13 protein-coding genes, 1 tRNA gene and 3 pseudogenes are annotated in these 17,070 nt (G+C 68.2%); 4 read left to right on the top strand and 13 right to left on the bottom strand.

What is annotated here, in order from left to right; genetic code table 11:
- Position 1: 1 nt before the first annotated feature.
- A pseudogene (locus ABH920_RS31190) lies at positions 2-1,133 on the top strand (IS630 family transposase).
- Between the two features lie 7 nt (positions 1,134-1,140).
- Here ABH920_RS31190 and ABH920_RS31185 read toward each other — a convergent pair.
- Complete coding sequence (locus tag ABH920_RS31185) at positions 1,141-1,404, bottom strand: hypothetical protein (RefSeq protein WP_370352775.1); 264 nt, start codon at positions 1,402-1,404, stop codon at positions 1,141-1,143.
- Between the two features lie 244 nt (positions 1,405-1,648).
- Positions 1,649-5,164 (bottom strand): PAS domain-containing protein, encoded by a 3,516-nt coding sequence (locus tag ABH920_RS31180; protein ID WP_370352774.1) that lies wholly within the window; start codon positions 5,162-5,164, stop codon positions 1,649-1,651.
- Positions 5,165-5,461: 297 nt separating this feature from the next.
- On the opposite strand from ABH920_RS31180, the gene ABH920_RS31175 reads away from it, so the two are divergent.
- Positions 5,462-5,552, top strand: a tRNA-Ser gene (locus ABH920_RS31175).
- Positions 5,553-5,828: 276 nt separating this feature from the next.
- On the opposite strand, the gene ABH920_RS31170 is transcribed toward ABH920_RS31175, so the two are convergent.
- The 8 genes and pseudogenes from ABH920_RS31170 to ABH920_RS31135 form a co-directional block, all read right to left on the bottom strand.
- The gene (locus tag ABH920_RS31170) at positions 5,829-6,674 is read right to left on the bottom strand and encodes a hypothetical protein (RefSeq protein WP_370352773.1); all 846 of its coding nucleotides are present in this window, start codon (positions 6,672-6,674) and stop codon (positions 5,829-5,831) included.
- A complete protein-coding gene (locus ABH920_RS31165; protein ID WP_370352772.1) occupies positions 6,671-7,429 on the bottom strand; it encodes an aldo/keto reductase in 759 nt (252 codons plus the stop codon). The genes ABH920_RS31170 and ABH920_RS31165 overlap by 4 nt, the downstream gene beginning before the upstream one ends.
- Positions 7,426-8,634, bottom strand: a pseudogene (locus tag ABH920_RS31160) (JmjC domain-containing protein). Before ABH920_RS31160 ends, ABH920_RS31165 begins: the two are co-directional and overlap by 4 nt.
- A gap of 6 nt (positions 8,635-8,640) precedes the next feature.
- Positions 8,641-8,817 (bottom strand): hypothetical protein, encoded by a 177-nt coding sequence (locus ABH920_RS31155; protein WP_370352771.1) that lies wholly within the window; start codon positions 8,815-8,817, stop codon positions 8,641-8,643.
- Between the two features lie 39 nt (positions 8,818-8,856).
- A complete protein-coding gene (locus ABH920_RS31150; RefSeq protein WP_370352770.1) occupies positions 8,857-9,075 on the bottom strand; it encodes a hypothetical protein in 219 nt (72 codons plus the stop codon).
- A gap of 67 nt (positions 9,076-9,142) precedes the next feature.
- Entirely contained in the window at positions 9,143-9,997 is an 855-nt protein-coding gene (locus ABH920_RS31145; RefSeq protein ID WP_370352769.1) for a helix-turn-helix domain-containing protein, read from the bottom strand.
- Positions 9,998-10,009: 12 nt separating this feature from the next.
- On the bottom strand, positions 10,010-10,540 hold the full coding sequence (locus ABH920_RS31140; protein WP_370352768.1) for a DUF6879 family protein: 531 nt from the start codon (positions 10,538-10,540) through the stop codon (positions 10,010-10,012).
- On the bottom strand, positions 10,515-10,754 hold the full coding sequence (locus tag ABH920_RS31135; protein WP_370352767.1) for a hypothetical protein: 240 nt from the start codon (positions 10,752-10,754) through the stop codon (positions 10,515-10,517). The genes ABH920_RS31140 and ABH920_RS31135 overlap by 26 nt, the downstream gene beginning before the upstream one ends.
- Before the next feature lie 311 nt (positions 10,755-11,065).
- On the opposite strand from ABH920_RS31135, the gene ABH920_RS31130 reads away from it, so the two are divergent.
- Positions 11,066-11,842: a hypothetical protein gene (locus tag ABH920_RS31130; RefSeq protein ID WP_370352766.1), complete on the top strand. Its 777-nt coding sequence runs from the start codon at positions 11,066-11,068 to the stop codon at positions 11,840-11,842.
- Between the two features lie 198 nt (positions 11,843-12,040).
- On the opposite strand, the gene ABH920_RS31125 is transcribed toward ABH920_RS31130, so the two are convergent.
- From ABH920_RS31125 to cysD, 3 genes are read right to left on the bottom strand one after another with little or no spacing between them, the layout of a single operon-like run.
- Positions 12,041-12,946, bottom strand: coding sequence for a trans-aconitate 2-methyltransferase (locus ABH920_RS31125; RefSeq protein ID WP_370352765.1), 906 nt, complete (start codon positions 12,944-12,946; stop codon positions 12,041-12,043).
- Positions 12,943-14,250, bottom strand: coding sequence for a sulfate adenylyltransferase subunit 1 (locus ABH920_RS31120; RefSeq protein ID WP_370352764.1), 1,308 nt, complete (start codon positions 14,248-14,250; stop codon positions 12,943-12,945). The genes ABH920_RS31125 and ABH920_RS31120 overlap by 4 nt, the downstream gene beginning before the upstream one ends.
- Positions 14,250-15,167: a sulfate adenylyltransferase subunit CysD gene (gene cysD / locus ABH920_RS31115; RefSeq protein WP_370352763.1), complete on the bottom strand. Its 918-nt coding sequence runs from the start codon at positions 15,165-15,167 to the stop codon at positions 14,250-14,252. Before cysD ends, ABH920_RS31120 begins: the two co-directional genes overlap by 1 nt.
- Positions 15,168-15,717: 550 nt before the next feature.
- On the opposite strand from cysD, the pseudogene ABH920_RS31110 reads away from it, so the two are divergent.
- A pseudogene (locus ABH920_RS31110) lies at positions 15,718-16,922 on the top strand (NAD-dependent epimerase/dehydratase family protein).
- Positions 16,923-17,070 lie beyond the last annotated feature (148 nt).

The raw sequence follows: 17,070 nt of genomic DNA, 5'->3' as shown, positions 1-17,070 counted from the left end.
CATGGCCGAGCCGGTGCAGGTGCGGGAGATCGATGTCGACGAGGGTCGTCGGCTTCTTCGGATAGTGCGGCGCGGGACCGGGTCGGTGGTGACTTGGCGGCGGGCGCAGATGGTGCTGCTCTCGGCGCAGAAGATGCCCGTCGCGAAGATCGCGGAGGTGGCGTTCACCAGCGAGGACCGGGTCCGGGACGTCATCCACAACTTCAACACCGATGGCTTCAACTCGCTCTACCCGAAGTACGCCGGCGGACGTCCGCGGGTGTTCAACTTGCCGGAGCGTCGGGAGATCAAGAAGATCGCCAAGTCCAAGCCGGTCGAGCACGGCCTGCCGTTCTCCACCTGGAGCCTGTCGAAGCTGGCGGATTTCCTGGTGGCCGAGGGGGTGGCCGACGACATCTCTCACGAGGGCCTGCGGGTCCTGCTTCGTGATGAAGGCATCTCGTTTCAACGGATAAAGACCTGGAAGACCTCGAAGGACCCGGACTACCAGGCGAAGAAGGCCCGGGTGGAGCATCTGTATGCGATCGCCGACGGCGAGGTGATCCCGGAACCGGGCGAGCCGCGGGTGATTTGGTGTCTGGCTGAGTTCGGGCCGCTGAATCTGATGCCGCACCCCGGCCGGCACTGGGCCGCGATCAGCGGCAAGAACACCGATCCCGACCGGGACCCGCGTCCGAAACGCCGGGCCACCTACAACCGCAACGACGGCGTCCGGCACCTGTTCGCCGCCTACAACCTGATCGATGACAAGCTGTTCGGACACGTCAAACCCCGCAAGAAGCGGGTCCGGTTCCTGGAGTTCTGCCGCTACCTGCGCACCCTGCACCCGCCGACGACACGAATAGCGATCATCTGCGACGACTACAGCCCGCACCTGACCACGAAGGTCGACACCCGCGTTGGGGACTGGGCGGCGGCGAACAACGTCGAGTTCGTCTACACCCCGACCAACAGCTCATGGCTCAACAGGATCGAGGCGCAGTTCACCGCGTTGCGGTACTTCGCTCTGGACGGCACCGACCACGCCAGCCACAAAGCCCAGGCCAGCATGATCCGCCGCTACATCCTCTGGCGGAACGGTCATGTCACCGACCCGCGTCTGCGCCGTCGTCGCCCGGGCGAACGTCGCCTGACCTTGCGTTAGACCAGTGCCTTGACCAGCCATAGCGCATCGACCACGGCCATCACGCCGCCCACAACGATGAACCCGATCGAGGTATGTCGCGCATTGCGCTCCATCGTCGCCCGCACCTCGGGAGGGTCTTTCAGCCGGCCGTAGACCTTCGTGGCCATTCGCGTGTTCCTAGACACGATCCCGAAGGCATCACGCCGAATCGCCAGACCGCAGGCCACCAGGACCAGCGCCGCCGCCAGCGCGGCGACCCCAGCAACGACATCCGTCATGGAACCACCCCGCCTTGCCTACGTGCCGATGCGTCACCGGGAACGATACCAACCACATGAAGCACGGAGCTTCAGATACCTCCCGCTCTCAACCCGGCAGTCCACGCAGGGCGAACGTTACCTGCCGCGGCACTAGAGCCGGGACGCCGAGCAGACGCGCCGAACCGAGACACAGAACCGAGACACAGAACCGAGAAGTTGAGCGGAGTCGCAGAGCAGAAACGGAACCCCCGCCTCAGTTGCCTCAATCCACGATCTTCCCCATCAGATCGCCGATCCGCTGCGCCGCCTCCGGCCCGACCTCGCGGTCCACCAGATGCACCACCGCCTCGCCGGACCGGAGCGCGCGCAGCACCCCGGCATCCGTCGTCATCGACGCCGGCACCGTGTACAGCACGGTCGGCGCGAGATGCAGCCGCTCGTACGTCCGCAGCCAGTCGATGACCCCCGAGCGCCGCCGCCGCACCAACGTCATGTCCATGACGATCAGCTGCGGATGCTCGGCGACCATCGCCGCCATCGCGTCGTTCTCGCTCGCGGCCTGGATCACCCGCATCCCGTCCCGCTCCAGCGAGATCGCGAAGCTGGCGGCGAGATCCGGGTTCTCCTCGATCAGCAGCACCCGCGGCGCCGACACCTGCTCCGGTGTCAGGGCCCTGAGCAGCGCCGACGGATCCGCCCCGCGCCGCGCGGTCGCCGACATCGCGGCGGCCGGCACGGCGCCCAACCCGGCGGTCACGAACAGCGGGATGCCCGAGTCGGCCGCCGCGGCGCGCAGCGTGTGCAGCGCGGCACGCGTCACCGGCACGCCGACCGGGTCGGCCAGCAGCGCCACCGGACGCGCCGCCCCGGCCTCGCTGAGCTGTGCGGGTGCCTTCAACGCCGTGGGCGCGTACCCCTGCGCAGCCAGCACCTGCTCCGCACCGGTCTCCGGCGTCGGCCACACCAGCAGCGTCGGCGCGGCCCCGCGCGGCTCGCCGCCCGGCGCCGGCCACGCGTCCGCGGCCTGCGGGGCCGGGTCCGGCTCCTCCGGGTTCGGCCACGCCGCCGCCTCGCTGACGGCCGGCTTCGGCGCCGCGAACGGCGACGGAGGGAGCGCGCCGAACGGCGACGCGGTCTGCGCCTCGGTCAGGAACGGCGCGGGCGGCTGGGGAGCGGGGGACGCCTGAGGCGGGAACACGGCCGGCGAAAGCCCGGAGGTCTGACGATCAGAACTCTTACTGTTCTGATCGAACGGCTCCGGCACCGGGAACCCAGAACTCTGAGCCTGAGCCTCGGTCAAGAAGGGCAGAGGCGCCGGCGCATCGCCGACTGGCGGAAATGCGACACCCTGGCTTCCGTTGAGGGACTCGGAACCTTGCGCCCCGGTCCCGAACACGGAATCGGCTGCCTGACTCCCGAAGCCCGCCATGTCGCCGAACGGCGAGGACGTCTTCGGCACGGAGAACAGCTCGCCCCGGGCGTCGCCCGCGAACATCGTGCCCGCCTGCTGCCCGTTCGCCGCTTCGCCGCCGCCGAACGCGCCGGTGCTCGAAGGGAAGCCACCATGGCCTCCACCTGTGGCGTCGGCGCCAGGTACCTCGTCGCGGAACAACGGCTGCGCCGGATCCGGCCCGTACAGCGACCCCGACCCCACAGCCCGGGGCGCGCCGAAGCGCGAGTCGCCGCCGCCCGGCTCCCGGAACACCGGATCGCCGTACAGCGAAGCAGCCTGCTGGGCCTGCTGGGCCTCGGGAGTGAAGTTCCCCGACGTCGCCAGCGCCGCCTCGTCCTGGTACGAGCCGGACGTGCGCAGCGCCGCGTCGCCCGAGGACTCGACGTGCTGGATCAGATAGTTGTCGTTGGCCGCGGCCGCCTGCTGCGCCGCGCGCCGGCGTCCCCGGGGCGCCGTCTCGGTCGACCCCGGTGACGCGATCCCTCCGGACCCGTTGGACGCCGACGACACGCCGTTGCCCGAGGCCGAAGCGACGGCCGGCACGTGGGTGGTCTGGCTGAAGCCGAGGTGCCCGCGGTCCGCGCGCTCTCCTCGGTCTCCCAGTTCTTCCGGCGGCGCGATCTGCCGGGGAATGGTGGTCGTCGTGGCCGCGGCCGAGTCGCCCCGGCGCCGTCCGCCGAGCGCACCGGCCGGTTCCGCGGACTCGATCTCGCGGACGATCGGGATGATCCGCGTCTCCTCGACCAGGTTGCGCGAGGCCGAGGAATTGCCGGAGGCCAGCTCGTTCTCGCCCTCGGCGCCGACCGGCAGCTCGATCACATAGGTGACGCCCTTGCCGTCCACGCGGTGCACGGTCAGCTGGCCGCCGTGCCGTTCCACGACGGTGCGCGCGAAGCCCAGGTGCTCCGGCACGCCGGCGACCTCCGCGCCGCGCACCTCGATGCGCGCGATGGGGCCGCGGCGGGCGGCGGCGACCACGACCGTGGAGCCCGGGGGAGAGGCCTGGACCGTGTCCACCAGCAGGTGGCGGACCGCCTGGGTCATCCGTTCGGCGTCGATCACGACCTCGGCCGGGCCGGTGTGCACCGCCAGGTCGATGCCGGCCGCGCCGGCCAGGTCGGTCGCGGCGTCCGTGGCCGCGTGCACTATCCGGCCCAGCTCGGCGGGGCGTTTGCGCAGGCCGGTGGGGCCGGCGGCGGCGTCGAGCAGTTCCTCGACCAGGCGTGCGGCCTCGGCGAGCTCAGCGGTGACGTGGGCCAGCTGGTGGCGGGCGCCGGGGGTGAGGGCGTCGCCGGTGTTGGCCAGGCGCGCCAGGCCGGTGCGGGCGGCGTCGAGCGGGCGTCGCAGGGCGCTGACCGACTCGGCGCTCAGGACGGAGCCGTTGGCGCCGTTGATGCCCGTGCCGCCGACGCCGCCGATTCCGGCTCCGCCGAAGGCGTTGGCCCCGTTGAACGCGCCGACGCCGGGGTGGCCGCCGGGCCCGCCGGCACCGTTGGGAGCCTGCGGGGTCTGGACCGCGGGGAGCCGGAAGCGGGACAGGTCCACGAAGGTGACGACCGCGCCGACCAGGGCGTCGTCCTCCATCACCGGGGCCGTCGAGAGCTCCACCGGCACCGTGCCGCCGCCCTTGGCGATCAGGTGCAGCCCGGCCTCACTGCCGAGGCGGTGCTTGCGCCCGGTGCGCAGGGTGTCGGCCACCGGCGACGGCTCGCCGGGAGCAGAGCCGCCGATCAGCGCGTCGAACTCCAGCCCGCCGAGCTCGGAGGCACGGTATTTGAGGACACGCGCGGCGGCCGGGTTCACCAGCACCACGCGCCCGCCGGTGTCGACACCGACGATGCCCTCGCTGGCGGCGCGCAGGATCAGCTCGGTCTGCCGCTGCTGGCGGCGCAGCTCGGCCTCGGCATCGGCGACCCCCGAGACGTCGCGGACCACCACGACCTCCAGCCCACCGTGCCCGGCCGGCAGGAAGGAGCGCACGACCTCGGCCGGAAAGGCCGAACCGTCGGCGAGCTTGGCGACCATACGGGTCGGCACCCCGGCATCGCCGCCGGACACCGAACCCGCCCCGGACTCGCCCGGATCGGTCCACACCCCAGCCGTCGGATCGGGCGAGGCAACCCGCGCCAAGGCGGTGCCGAACCCGGAGAGCAGATCAGTGACAGGCCGGCCGACCAGCGGCGCACCCGGCGCCTCGAACCAACCGACGGCCACGGCGTTCGCGTTGACCACGCGCCCGCCGCCGTCAACGAGCAGCAGCGCCTCGGGCAGCGAGTCGAGTATCGCCGCCAACCGGGCGACACCCCGCACCGGTGAACGGTCCATCCAGCCGTGGCCCTCCTCGTGGCGTGCGTCAGGCGCCACTACCCCAACGCGCGACAGGTACTCGCCGCCGGGCCCACCATCCCGCCCCACACCGGCACCAGAGCTGACGGCAGAGGAAGAAAAGGTGGCGATGGTCACCGATAGGCGACTATCCCACAAGCACCCCGAGCCCGTCTCCCCCGCCTCCGAGATCCCCCGCGTCCCACCCCCTCGGCAAAGGCTTTTGTCTCCACCGAGCCGACCGGGTACGCTATCGGCGACCGTACAAGCGCCGGTGGTCCGGTGGCTGTGGGTTTTGGAGGCGTCGCCTAGTCCGGTCTATGGCGCCGCACTGCTAATGCGGTTTGGGGCTTAAACCCCATCGAGAGTTCAAATCTCTCCGCCTCCGCGTTGATGAGGCCCTTCGCTCTAACCCAGCGAAGGGCCTCATTGTGTTCGATCTGGCCTCCGTTGCAGTTCCCGTTGCAGTTTTCCCGCGAACTCACAAAATCGCAGGTCAACGGAACAGGGCTGCGCCCATCTGGTCCGCGGCGTCCTTGACGACCGCTTCAGCGACGTGCGTGTAAAGCTGTGTGGTTGTCACACGAGCGTGGCCGCAGAGCTTGTTGAAGTCCACCCAGTCGTGTGACCGAGCGGTCGGGCGGACTCGTCGTTCGGCCGGGTTTCAGCGTGCGAGCCCTTTCAGGAGCCCTTGAACTGTGGTCTTGGCTGGGGCCAGAGCAGGCTCGCTTTCGTCGGCCCAGCTCATGATCTCAGCGCAATAGAACACCATCATGACTTGGCCGGTGCGGGACTCCAGATCCGCGCGCCTCTGCCGGTACACCCTGTCTGCCACCTCGGGGACAGTTAGAGAACTGCGCCACAGGTTCGCGGCATCGAGGCCGCGAGGTGCCCGTCCCCAGTCCTCGAAATCGAGGATGTAGAGGTTCGGGCCGGTCAGGTTGGCCCAGTTCAGGTCCGCGTGCGCGGTGGTCCACTCCTTGATCGTCGAGTCGACCCGATGTGGGAGAACCTTCTCGATCACGGAGCTGACTCGTTCCTGCGTGATCGGCTCGCAGTCGGGCGTCGCGAGACGCGCCACCTGGTGCCCGGCCATAGCGTCCAGTGAGGCGTCCAGGGCCGCCCACCAGGCATCCGGCAAGCCGGTCGCCGCTGCGGCGTTGCCCACGGGTTGCTCTTCGACGTAGCTCGTCTCATCTGCACGCCACATCACGCGGCGTGCTGGGTCGAACCACGAGACCCCGGCATACCACTCCGGCTTGGCCACGTCGCGCAGCGCCTCGGCGGCCTCGATGCCCCACCCTTGGGCGTCGAGGCGTTCGAGACCGCGGCACTCGATCCGTACCCAGGTACCTCGGTCGGTGGCGGCACCGATCGAACGGCGCTTGCGCACCGCGCCCTCGGGCAGAAGGAGGAGCTGAAGCGACTTCTGGACGCGATCCATGACGTCATCGACCTCGACGCGCCGAAGGTCGTAGAGCTGAGAAGCGGGGACGGTGTCCACGGTCATGCTCGAACTCCTGGTGGGGGCTGGTGTGCGTGCACCACACCAAAGGTAGCTTTGCGATGCAACATGGTGCGATACCGACCGACGGCTTGGTCGTTCAGTGCGAGCGAGCAAGCGGCTTTGAGCTCTCTGAGGTGGTCTGGATTCGTCGTCCCCACCGCAACGCGGGTGACGGTCGGAAGGCTGAATGCGACAGCGAAAGCGGCATGGATCATGGACGCCGTCTGTTCCGGGGCGAGGAACACAGAAGCGTCGACCGCGTTCCAGACAGGGTTCCTCGCGTTGTGGCCGAAGGGTGCCATGCCCCAGCGTTCTCGCGGTCGTACCGCGTAGGTCATGGCGTCGGCCGCCTCCAGAACAGCGGTCGGCACCATGAGGCCGGCTCGGACCATGAGAACGTCGGGCCTCGGCCCTCGGTAAGGACGGCACAGAAGCAGCCGCGGGTCCCAGCTCGAAATCCCCCACCGTTCGAACAAGCCGGCCTCGCGCATGGCGGCCAGGGCTTCGCAGGCGGCGGCGAAGCCTGCCGGTGAGGTCTCCGGGTTGTGGAGCAGGACCGTGTTGGGCGGGCGCCCCAGATGCTCGGCGGACTCTTCGACTGCAATACGCAGCCGTGTTGGTTCGAGATCGTGGCCGTCGCGGAAGAACCCGACCTTGGTCGAGAGGTCGAACTCGTCGAGCAGGTTTCCTGCCGAGGTACGGAGCATCCGATGAGAGGCGAAGCCGCTGTAGTTGTAGGCGGTGTCCAGCGCGGTCACGCCACAGTCGAGGGCTGCTTCGAGCAGGTCACGAGTGGGACGAGATCGGTATAGCCCGAGGACGACTCGGCGGTCAGCGGCTCGCACAGCCCCTCCTCGATCAAGTGTTCAGCCAATGCCTTCGTGTCCTCGTCGGCGTCGGTGAGTTCGACGGGGTGGCCCGACAGCAGCGTTCGGAGCGCTGACTCGGTGTGTGCGGCGAACGTCAGGCGCTTTCCGGCTGTGACCACCTCGACCGCGTTGCTCGTTACCGTGATGACGGGGGCGAACTCGGTGATGGTCGAGACGCCAGCGAGCGCGCCGAACGCTGGAACATACGGCAGGTGCCGGGGCGATGGGGTGGTCGCTCGCAAGTCATCCAGGTAGCGCACGGGATTGTGGTCTATTGCCATGTTGGCCAGCCGGGTGACCAGCAGCTTCGGGTCGATGTTTGCGGCGCCTTCCAAGTCGGTACGGAACGCGTCGTCAGCGCGTGCCATATCCGACAGATGGTTGAGCCAAGTGACGCCGGTCCGCTTGGTGATGCCGAATGTGACGTGGAGCGAGTAGCCCTCGCCGGATCCGACGCGGGTGGCGGGTGTGCCAGAAGCCGCGGGGGATGTGCATGACGTCGCCGGGTTCATGGTGCCGGCCCATACGACGTTCTCGGCGGGTTCGGTGTTGCGCTCGGCATCGCGGTACATCGGATGTGATCGCGACGCGTCGCGGACCTCCCAGGACTTCTGTCCCGCGAGCTGGACACAGACAACGTCGTGGTCGTCCCAGTGGAGGTCGAACCCGGCAGTGTCGCCGACGGCGAGGTACATGTTCGCCGAGACCAGTTCGCCCGACCACCAGCCCAGCGCCCGGCATGCCACCTGGATCGTCTGGTCGAAGGTGTCGACGCTGTCCAGGACCAGGGTTCCGCCGTTGTTCAGAACGACGCCGACCGCGGCCATGTCAGCCTGCTTCACAGCCTGCCGTCGGCGGTTGACCGCCTCAGTCAGCTAGCGCGAAGGGTGCAGTTCCTCGCTCTCGGCGTACATACGGAGTTGCGGGTTGGCCAGGTGCCTGCCCTCGACGAGGTCGAGAAGCCGATTGGGCGTCATGAGGCGCGAAGGCAGATCGGCGTCGTGGAGTTCGCCTTGGGCGAAGCCGGCGCCGAGGAGCGCCGGCCCGTCCCAGCCGAGCGCCTTCTCGATCGCGGTGACGAGCCGGTGCTCCATGTCGCGCTACTCCCTCGGCAGGTTCAGGTCGCGGTTCTCGCCGTCGTCGCCGGCGCTGTTCTGCGACGAGGTGATGTCCGAGCGCTCGGACTCGCTGCGGTCGTGCGCCGTGCTCAGGGTCTCGACCGCGAGCAACAGGCCGTCCTCGGCCGAGGCCTCGGCGGGCGACTGGTTGACGGGCATGCTGGTTCCTCCTTCGAACGATGGGCGGTTGATCGGTCCTCAGTGCGGCCAGAGGCACACGGTCTCGTGGTTGCTTCGCATCCGCTCGGCCATCTCGACCGTCGCGTAGGAACCGGCTCGGTAGCCGCAACGGCAGCGGACCAGGAAGCCGGGCGCCCGGTTGGGGTCGTCGATGGAGCGGAAGATCTGAACTCCTTCCACTTCCGGACACAGCGCGTATTGCGGGACCGAGAGCTTCGGAGCGGGCTGAGGTGCCATGAAACCGACGCTAGAGATCGGGCATATCAGGGCTCAACGAACTTGCGCGAGCTTGCGTGCCGATTTCTTAGCCGAGGGTGTCGATCGCCGAAGTGATCAGGGCGCGAGCCTTCGATCCGTAGGCTGCCAGGTCGGCGAGCTCGGTGAACGCCTTGACGTATGCGCCGATCTCCGAGGGCGCCGTCACAGTGACGAAGGCCGCGAGCAACTCGACTTGAACCTCGACGTCATCGAAGATCATGAAGGTCTCCAGCGTCCACATTGACTGATCCCGCCGAGTTCCAGCCGGGATGATGCCGAAGCTCACTCGTGGCAGGGACATCACTGTCAGCAGGTAGCCGAGTTGTGCCGCCATGGTTTGCTCGTCGCCGAAGTGGTTGTGCAACACAGACTCTTCGATCAGCAGCGCGAACTTGTGGTTACCCTCGCGGATGACGTGTGAGCGCGCGACTCGGGCTGCTGCGGCCTGTTCGACGTCGTCAGGTGTTCCCTGAAACCGCGTGATGGCCGACATGAGCGCGGCGGCGTATTCGGGGGTCTGGAGTAGGCCGGGCACGACGTTCGAGCAGTACACCCGGAAGCTGTTCGTGCGCTCGTATAGCGGCACGGTGGACTCTTGCGATCGTCGGAGCCCGGCTCGGTGCACCCGCTTCCAGGTGACGTAGGCGGATTCTGCGGCGCGGTTGGCCGCGATCAAGTCGGCGATCTGTTCCTCGGCATCGCAGACGCGGCACCAGTCCTTGATGTCCTGGTCAGAAAGGGAGGACTTCCCGTTTAACAGCCGGGAGGACTTGGACTCGTGCCACCCGGCCGAAGTAGCGATGGCGCGAGCGGTCATCCCCGCGTCCAGCATCAAGTCCCGCAGGCGCAGGGCGAGAGCGTCACGCGCCGCTTGGGCGCTGGACGACGGGGATGACGTCACGGCGAAGGCCGATCAGATGTTGAACTGCTCGTGCGGCGTCGCACGCTCCCACACGGCTTCGAATGCGTCAGCGCATAGCTTCGCTGTCGCGGGGTCTTCCGTGTACTGCGGTTCCGCGAGGTCGCCCTCACCGGTGAACAGGTTGAACCGCACCGCCCGTGAGTCGATCAGCCAGAAGTCGTTTCCTGGAAGTGCGATGTCCGAGGCGAGGCGGCGCGGCAGCCAACGCACCTGCTCGCCGGCTGTGATGTTCACTGGGGTACCGGCATGCTCGAATCGGATGTAGTCCGACACCGGTTCGGCGACGATACGGGCTCGCCTGACTACGACGCCGCGGGTCACGGCGGCCTGGACGAGGTCGACCCAGGGGCGCCAGTACTCCGAATCGGGGTCGTCATCTCGCCGGCCGCTGCGGCGCCACTCGGCGAAGTCCTCCGCCTCGTCCGCGACAGCGTAGGAATCGTGCATCTCCAAGTGGACCGCCGACGTCTTCGCCGAGTTCAGCAGCTCAGCGAAGTCAGGTACGCGCACGCTCAGCGACATCACAAGCCTCTCGAATCAGCGGCACCATGCGGGCCGGGACGCGGATGACCGCCTCGGTCTCGGGGACGTCGCCGATGGCCAGGCACTCGGCGAGCGTCGTCTCGTCGACGAGCCATCCTTGCAGTACGAGGTCATCGTTCTTGTCGTCGACCCAGACGGTCGGGCAGTTCCCCTGCCCGGTGTCCGGGTCGATACCGATGTATTGAAGCGCCATGGTGCCCTCCTCGCGTCGGGGGTCGCTATCGATATGAGAACCCTTGCATGCTGCTCAGACTCGACGCCACGAACTTGCGCGAACTTGCGCAATGCATGGGGAGCGGCCAGGTCGACGCCACTCGCGATCACCGTAGGTTGCTCAGGTGCGACCGCAGTCGATATGAGGACCCTGATGAATGGGGTTCCCTGTCGGCTAATACGGCTATCGTTTCAGTACGGTGCTTCTGACGTGCGGAGGGAACTATGAGTAACGGCTGGTCTCACGAGTTGCCACACACGTCTCAAGTGGCCCGAACTTACGCCGAGATATTGGACGATCCCAGGACGAAGGACGAGGACAAGCGGCGGATCATCGGCGACCACATACTCGGGGTCGCCGCGACGGTTCTGGCGCGAAATGGCGATCGGAAGCTCGCGATGCTGCTCGCCAACGTTGTCAGTGTTCGCTACGGCCTCGATCCAGAAGATCAGAGCTGGGACAACTTATGGATCGATGTCCTGCCGGAGGATCAACCCGCATACACCGAAGAAACCATCGAACAGTTGAAGCGGCTGTTCAATGACATCGGCGAACGGCGTAGCTACCCGGTCGGGTGGGTGTGCGTCCGCCAAGTACTTCCGGAAGTGGGACCTGGGTGGCAGAGCCAACTCAAGGCTCAGGCGGATGGGGAACGACCCACCAACCAGGGGCGAAGGGTGCGCCTTGCGCCGCCGAAGTTTACCGAGGACGGTCTTTGGTTTACGAACGCCGGAGAACTGGCGGTGTACCGCGCGCTGAAGCGCCTACAAGATTCGGTGCTGCGGTCCGAAGAGACGATCGGGATCTATCCACTCGCGGGCGGGCGTGTGCCAGGTCGAACGTGGGAACCGGACGTGCTGGTCACCTACAAGGGGCGTGCGGGCGTGATCGAAGTCGACGGACCTCATCACAACGGCCGGCGGGCTATGGATAGAACCCGCGACCACCTCCTCATGGATGCTGGGGTTGCGTTCGTTGACCGCATCCCGGTCGAGGTTCTCGACAGTCCTGACGAGCTCACTGAGGCCCTTCAGCGTTTCCTTCGCCGTTTGGACGGTGCGAAGTAGCACGATAGGTGGTTCGGCAAGGTGCTCGAATGGGGTAGCAGTTTGGGTAGCAGTTCGTTCCCGAACGGCGTGGTCCGCGAGAGTACGTTTCCGCAGTTCGGTGGCACAGCTGAAGTCGCCGCCGGTCGGATGTTCGAGTGAACATCCGACCGTTTGCTTTTCGCCGGCGAATACCCAGGTCGGCGGTCTGGCGCTCCGTCACAACGTCCGGTGAAGTTCACCCGGTCGGGGTTTGCGGGCCCAGGAGGAGACGAGGGCGAAGGACAGGTCCAGGAACGATGGATCGTCGAGCAAGCCTATGGCGTGCCGGAGGTCGTCCGGGGCTAGGAGGCCTTCGTGGACGATCGCTGGTTTGGCCTGTTCCAGGCTGATGCGCCAGAAGTCGTCGGCGGGTCCTCCCTCGCCGACGACCATCGTGGTCACGCGGAGGCCGGGTTCGGCGAGGCCAGCCTGGTCCAGGAGTGATGGCAGGTGGCGGGACCAGCGGAGGTCAGTGCCCTGGTGGGTGGCCATGATGTGGGCGTAGGCGTTGAGGCAGCGGCGGAAGTCGGGGTGGGGGGAGGAGTCGACTGGGTAGAGCGCCGGTTCCTCCACTACGAGCCAGCCGCCGGGGGCTAGCCAGCGGGCTGCTCGTTCGACGGCGCGGTCGCGGTCGGGGAGGTGGGCCAGGACGGCGCGGGTGTGGACGAGGTCGAAGGATTCTGCGGGGAAGTCCTTGCCGTTCACCACGTCGTGGACGACGATCTCCAGGTTCGGTACCCGGTCTCCGCGCAGGAAGCGGAGGTCCACTTCGGTGGCGACGACGTTTCCGCGCTGACATCGGTGCGCCAGCCAGCGCGCCACCGATCCGGTGCCGGCGCCCAGCTCCAGGCAGCGCCAGCCGGGGCGGATGTCGAGGCTGGTGAGGATGTCGCGGCTGCCCGGGTCCCACAGCGTCTCCAGTGCGTGCAGCCGGGTCCAGTCGACGCGGTCGCGGCCGGACGGGTCGCACGGGTCGGCGGGGCCGACGGCGCCCTGGCGGTACGACTCGCGCGTTATCGGCGAGGCGGATAAGGCCCTGGTGGTTCTGTTCGTGGTTCTGTTCGCGGTTCCGCTGCGGTTCACGAAGGCCTCCTTCCACGCTCCAGCACTGCCAGCGGGGCGCCGATGAGGCCGGCGGCCAGCGTGGCCCCGTCCGCCGGGTCGATCAGCAGAAAGGAACCGGTACGCCGACTGGTCGTGTAGTCGTCGACCGGCAGTGGCTCGGACGTGCGCAGCGTGAGGCGGCCGATCTGGTTGAGCCGCAGCGACTCCGGGTCGTGGACCGTCGACAGGTTCTGCTCGTCGAACCGGGCGTCGATCGAGACGACTACGGCCGACACGGTCCGCGTGCCGTGCTTGAGGAGCACCGAAGCACCGGGGCGCGACGGCGTCTCCGACAGCCAGCACACCGTGGCGTCCAACTCGTCCGTCACCGTGGGCGGCGCGCTCGACGCGACGATCACGTCGCCCCGGCAGACGTCCAGATCGTCGGCGAGCAGCAAGGTCACCGAACGGCCGACGCCGGCCTCGGTCAGCGGACCGTCCATGGTGTCGATGCCGGTCAGGGTGCTGCGAATTCCGGCCGGCAGCACCAGAACCTCGTCGCCGACGGTCGCGGTGCCCGCGGCGATCTGGCCGGCGTAGCCGCGGTACTCCGGATGCTCGGAAGTACGTGGCCTGATGACGTGCTGCACCGGGAAGCGCAGCGGCGCGTCGTGGACTTCCGGCGCCACCGACACGGTCTCCAGGTGACGCAGCAGAGTCGGCCCGGTGTACCAGGGCGTCCGCGGGGACGGCTCGACGACGTTGTCGCCGACCAGCGCCGACACCGGGACGGCCAGCACGTCCGACTCCGCGTAGCCCAGCGCCGTCGCGTGCGCCAGGAACTCCTTGGCGATCGGGGCGAACGCCGATTCGTCGTGGTCGACCAGGTCGATCTTGTTGACCGCCAGCACCAGCTTCGGCACTCCCATCAGGGCGAGCACCGCGGTGTGCCGGCGGGTTTGCGCCACCACGCCCTTGCGTGCGTCCACCAGGACCATCGCCACCTGTGCGGTGGACGCGCCGGTGACGGTGTTCCGGGTGTACTGCACGTGCCCCGGCGTGTCGGCCAGGATGAAGGAGCGGTGCGCCGTGGCGAAGTAGCGGTACGCCACGTCGATCGTGATGCCCTGCTCGCGCTCCGAGCGCAGACCGTCCACCAGCAGCGCCAGGTCCGGGGTGGTCAGGCCGCGGTCGACGCTGGCCCGGTGGACCGCGTCCAACTGGTCGGCCAGCACCGACTTGGTGTCGTAGAGAAGGCGGCCGACCAGTGTCGATTTACCGTCGTCGACGCTCCCCGCGGTGGCCAACCTCAGCAGGTCCTGGTGCATGTACTCGGCAGCCATCAGAAGTACCCCAATCGCTTCCGGTCCTCCATCGCGGCCTCCGACACCAGGTCGTCCGCCCTGCTCGCACCCCGCTCGGTGAGCCGGCTGGCCGCCACCTCGGCGATCACCTCGGCCACGGTCGCGGCCGAGGACTCCACGGCCCCGGTGCAGGAGCCGTCGCCGACGGTCCGGTAGCGCACGGTCAGTTCCCGAACGTCCTCGCCTTCGCGAGCGCCGCCCCACGGACCGGCCGTCAGCCACATGCCGGATCGGCGGAAGACGGTACGCCGGTGCGAGTAGTAGATCGACGGCAGTTCGATGTCCTCCCGCTCGACGTAGCGCCAGACGTCCCGCTCGGTCCAGTTCGACAGCGGGAACACCCGGACGTGCTCGCCGACCCGGTGCCGGCCGTTGTAGATGTTCCACAGCTCCGGACGCTGCCGGCGCGGCTCCCACTGCCCGAATCCGTTGCGCAGGCTGAAGATCCGCTCCTTGGCCCGAGCCCGTTCCTCGTCCCGTCGTCCGCCGCCGAAGGCCGCGTCGCATCGCAGGGATCTGATGGCGTCCAGCAGCGGGACCGTCTGCAGCGGGTTGCGGAGACCGTCGGCACGCTCGGCCAGTCGGCCGTCGTCGATCCAGTCCTGGACCCGCACCACCTCAAGGCGCAGGTCGTAGTGCGCCGCGACCCGGTCCCGGAAGGCGATGACCTCCTCGAAGTTGTGGCCGGTGTCGACGTGCAGCAGCGGGAACGGGACCGGCGCCGGCCAGAACGCTTTGACCGCGAGGTGCACCAGCACCGTCGAGTCCTTCCCGCCGGAGAACAGGATCACCGGTCGTTCGAACTCGCCGGCCGCCTCCCGGAAGATGTGGACGGCCTCGGATTCCAAGGCGTCCAGGGTGGTCGCGGCCATGGTGCCGCGCGATGTCGATGGCATGGATCGCAGACTCCTGCAGGCGTACGCCCGGTGTCCGGCGCTGAGATTCAGGGCGTGATGGAAGGTGGCGGATGACGCGGGACGCGGTCAGTGCCGGTACTGACGGCGTGAGTCGGCCGGCGGCGCCCGAGAAGGGTGGGAGGATCAGGGCGCCGGGCCGGATTTAGTTAAGCAAGTTTCCTAACAAGCCCACCACCAGTGATACTCGCCCGTGACGGAACCGTCAAGCATCGCTGCGTACGGTGACTGTCCTGCGGTGCATACCAGGCCTTTGTGACCTTCCGCCCCGCTACCGAGGCGGCGGTTCCACAGTGCGGAAGGCCGACGCGGCGCCAGGAGCAGCCGGAAGATCGTCTTTCGCAGCTCCTTGACACGCCCTCGACGGCTGCCCTACGGTGCCCCCGAGTCCAAGTAAAGAAGGTTTCCTAACAGTCCACTCATCATCGTTCCGGCAGGCCGCACCCCGGCCGCCGGACGGACGTCCGGCCCGCCCGCGCCCCGAGCGCCGCGCCGGGACCCCCGTTCAAACGATCTCAAGGAGTGGATTCGAATGCGCATCCTCGTTCTCGGCGGCGACGGCTTCTGCGGCTGGCCGACGTCCCTGCACCTGTCCGACCGCGGCCACGACGTCACCATCGTCGACAACCTCAGCCGGCGGGTGATCGACCTCGAGCTCGAAGTCGAGTCGCTGACCCCGATCCGCCCGATGGGCGAGCGGCTCCGGGCCTGGAAGTCGGTCTCCGGCCGCGACATCGGCTTCGTCCGCCTGGACCTGGCGACCGAGTACGAGCGGCTCGCCGCGCTGCTCGCCGAGCTCCGGCCCGAGGCCATCGTGCACTTCGCCGAGCAGCGGGCGGCTCCGTACTCGATGCGGTCGCCGCAGGCCAAGTGCTACACGGTCGACAACAACGTGCGGGCCACGCACAACCTGCTGTCCGCGCTCGTCACCACCGGCGTCGACGCCGCGGTGGTGCACCTCGGAACGATGGGCGTCTACGGGTACGGCTGGTCGGGATCGGCCCCGATCCCCGAGGGCTACCTGACCGTGAAGGTGCCGACGCCCACCGGCGACATCCCGCGCGAGATCCTGCACCCGGCCAACCCCGGTTCGGTCTACCACCTCACCAAGACTCTGGACCAGCTGATGTTCGGCTTCTACGCGAAGAACGACCGGCTGCGCATCACCGACCTGCACCAGGGCATCGTGTGGGGGACCCAGACCCCGCAGACGGTCCTGGACCACCGCCTGGTCAATCGCTTCGACTACGACGGCGACTACGGCACGGTCCTCAACCGCTTCCTCATGCAGGCCGCGATCGGCCACCCGCTGACCGTGCACGGCAGCGGCGGCCAGACCCGGGCGTTCATCCACATCCGGGACACCGTGCGGTGTGTCGAGCTGGCCATCGAGAATCCGCCGGACGGCCCCGGCCGCGAGTGTTCAACCAGGTCACCGAGACCTACCGGGTCGCCGAGCTGGCGAAGCTGGTGAGCGAGATGACCGGGGTCGAGGTCGCGAACCTGCCCAACCCGCGGCAGGAGGCGGACCGGAACGACCTGAACGTGTGCAACGACCAGTTCCTGGCCCTGGGTCTGAAGCCGACCACGCTGTCCGAGGGGCTGATGGAGGAGTGCACCGACATCGCGGTGCGCCACCGCCACCGTGCCGACCTGAGCAAGATCATCGCTCGCTCGGTCTGGCGGTCCGGGATGGCGACCGCCGACGACCTGATGCCCGAGGCCACCGAGCGCTGAGGCGTGGACCGCTGAGCCACTGACTGCTGAGCCACTGACTGCTGAGCCACTGACCGCTGAACCGCCGGACGCGATCGGACCAGCGATCGCGTCCGGCGATCGGCCCACGGGTCGGCCCGGCGACCAGCCCAGCCTTCGGATCAGCCCA

It is taken from the genome of Catenulispora sp. EB89, from assembly GCF_041261445.1.
In the GTDB taxonomy this organism is placed as follows: Bacteria; Actinomycetota; Actinomycetes; order Streptomycetales; family Catenulisporaceae; genus Catenulispora.
Note: the sequence above shows the minus strand (reverse complement) of the source record. Positions and strands in the feature narration are given on the sequence as shown.

Coding starts and splice junctions, on each gene's coding strand:
- ABH920_RS31185 (WP_370352775.1), bottom strand. CDS start 1,404: ATGACGGATGTCGTTGCTGGGGTCGCCGCGCTGGCGGCGGCGCTGGTC.
- ABH920_RS31180 (WP_370352774.1), bottom strand. CDS start 5,164: ATGGACCGTTCACCGGTGCGGGGTGTCGCCCGGTTGGCGGCGATACTC.
- ABH920_RS31170 (WP_370352773.1), bottom strand. CDS start 6,674: ATGACCGTGGACACCGTCCCCGCTTCTCAGCTCTACGACCTTCGGCGC.
- ABH920_RS31155 (WP_370352771.1), bottom strand. CDS start 8,817: ATGCCCGTCAACCAGTCGCCCGCCGAGGCCTCGGCCGAGGACGGCCTG.
- ABH920_RS31150 (WP_370352770.1), bottom strand. CDS start 9,075: ATGGCACCTCAGCCCGCTCCGAAGCTCTCGGTCCCGCAATACGCGCTG.
- ABH920_RS31140 (WP_370352768.1), bottom strand. CDS start 10,540: ATGTCGCTGAGCGTGCGCGTACCTGACTTCGCTGAGCTGCTGAACTCG.
- ABH920_RS31135 (WP_370352767.1), bottom strand. CDS start 10,754: ATGGCGCTTCAATACATCGGTATCGACCCGGACACCGGGCAGGGGAAC.
- ABH920_RS31120 (WP_370352764.1), bottom strand. CDS start 14,250: ATGGCTGCCGAGTACATGCACCAGGACCTGCTGAGGTTGGCCACCGCG.
- cysD (WP_370352763.1), bottom strand. CDS start 15,167: ATGCCATCGACATCGCGCGGCACCATGGCCGCGACCACCCTGGACGCC.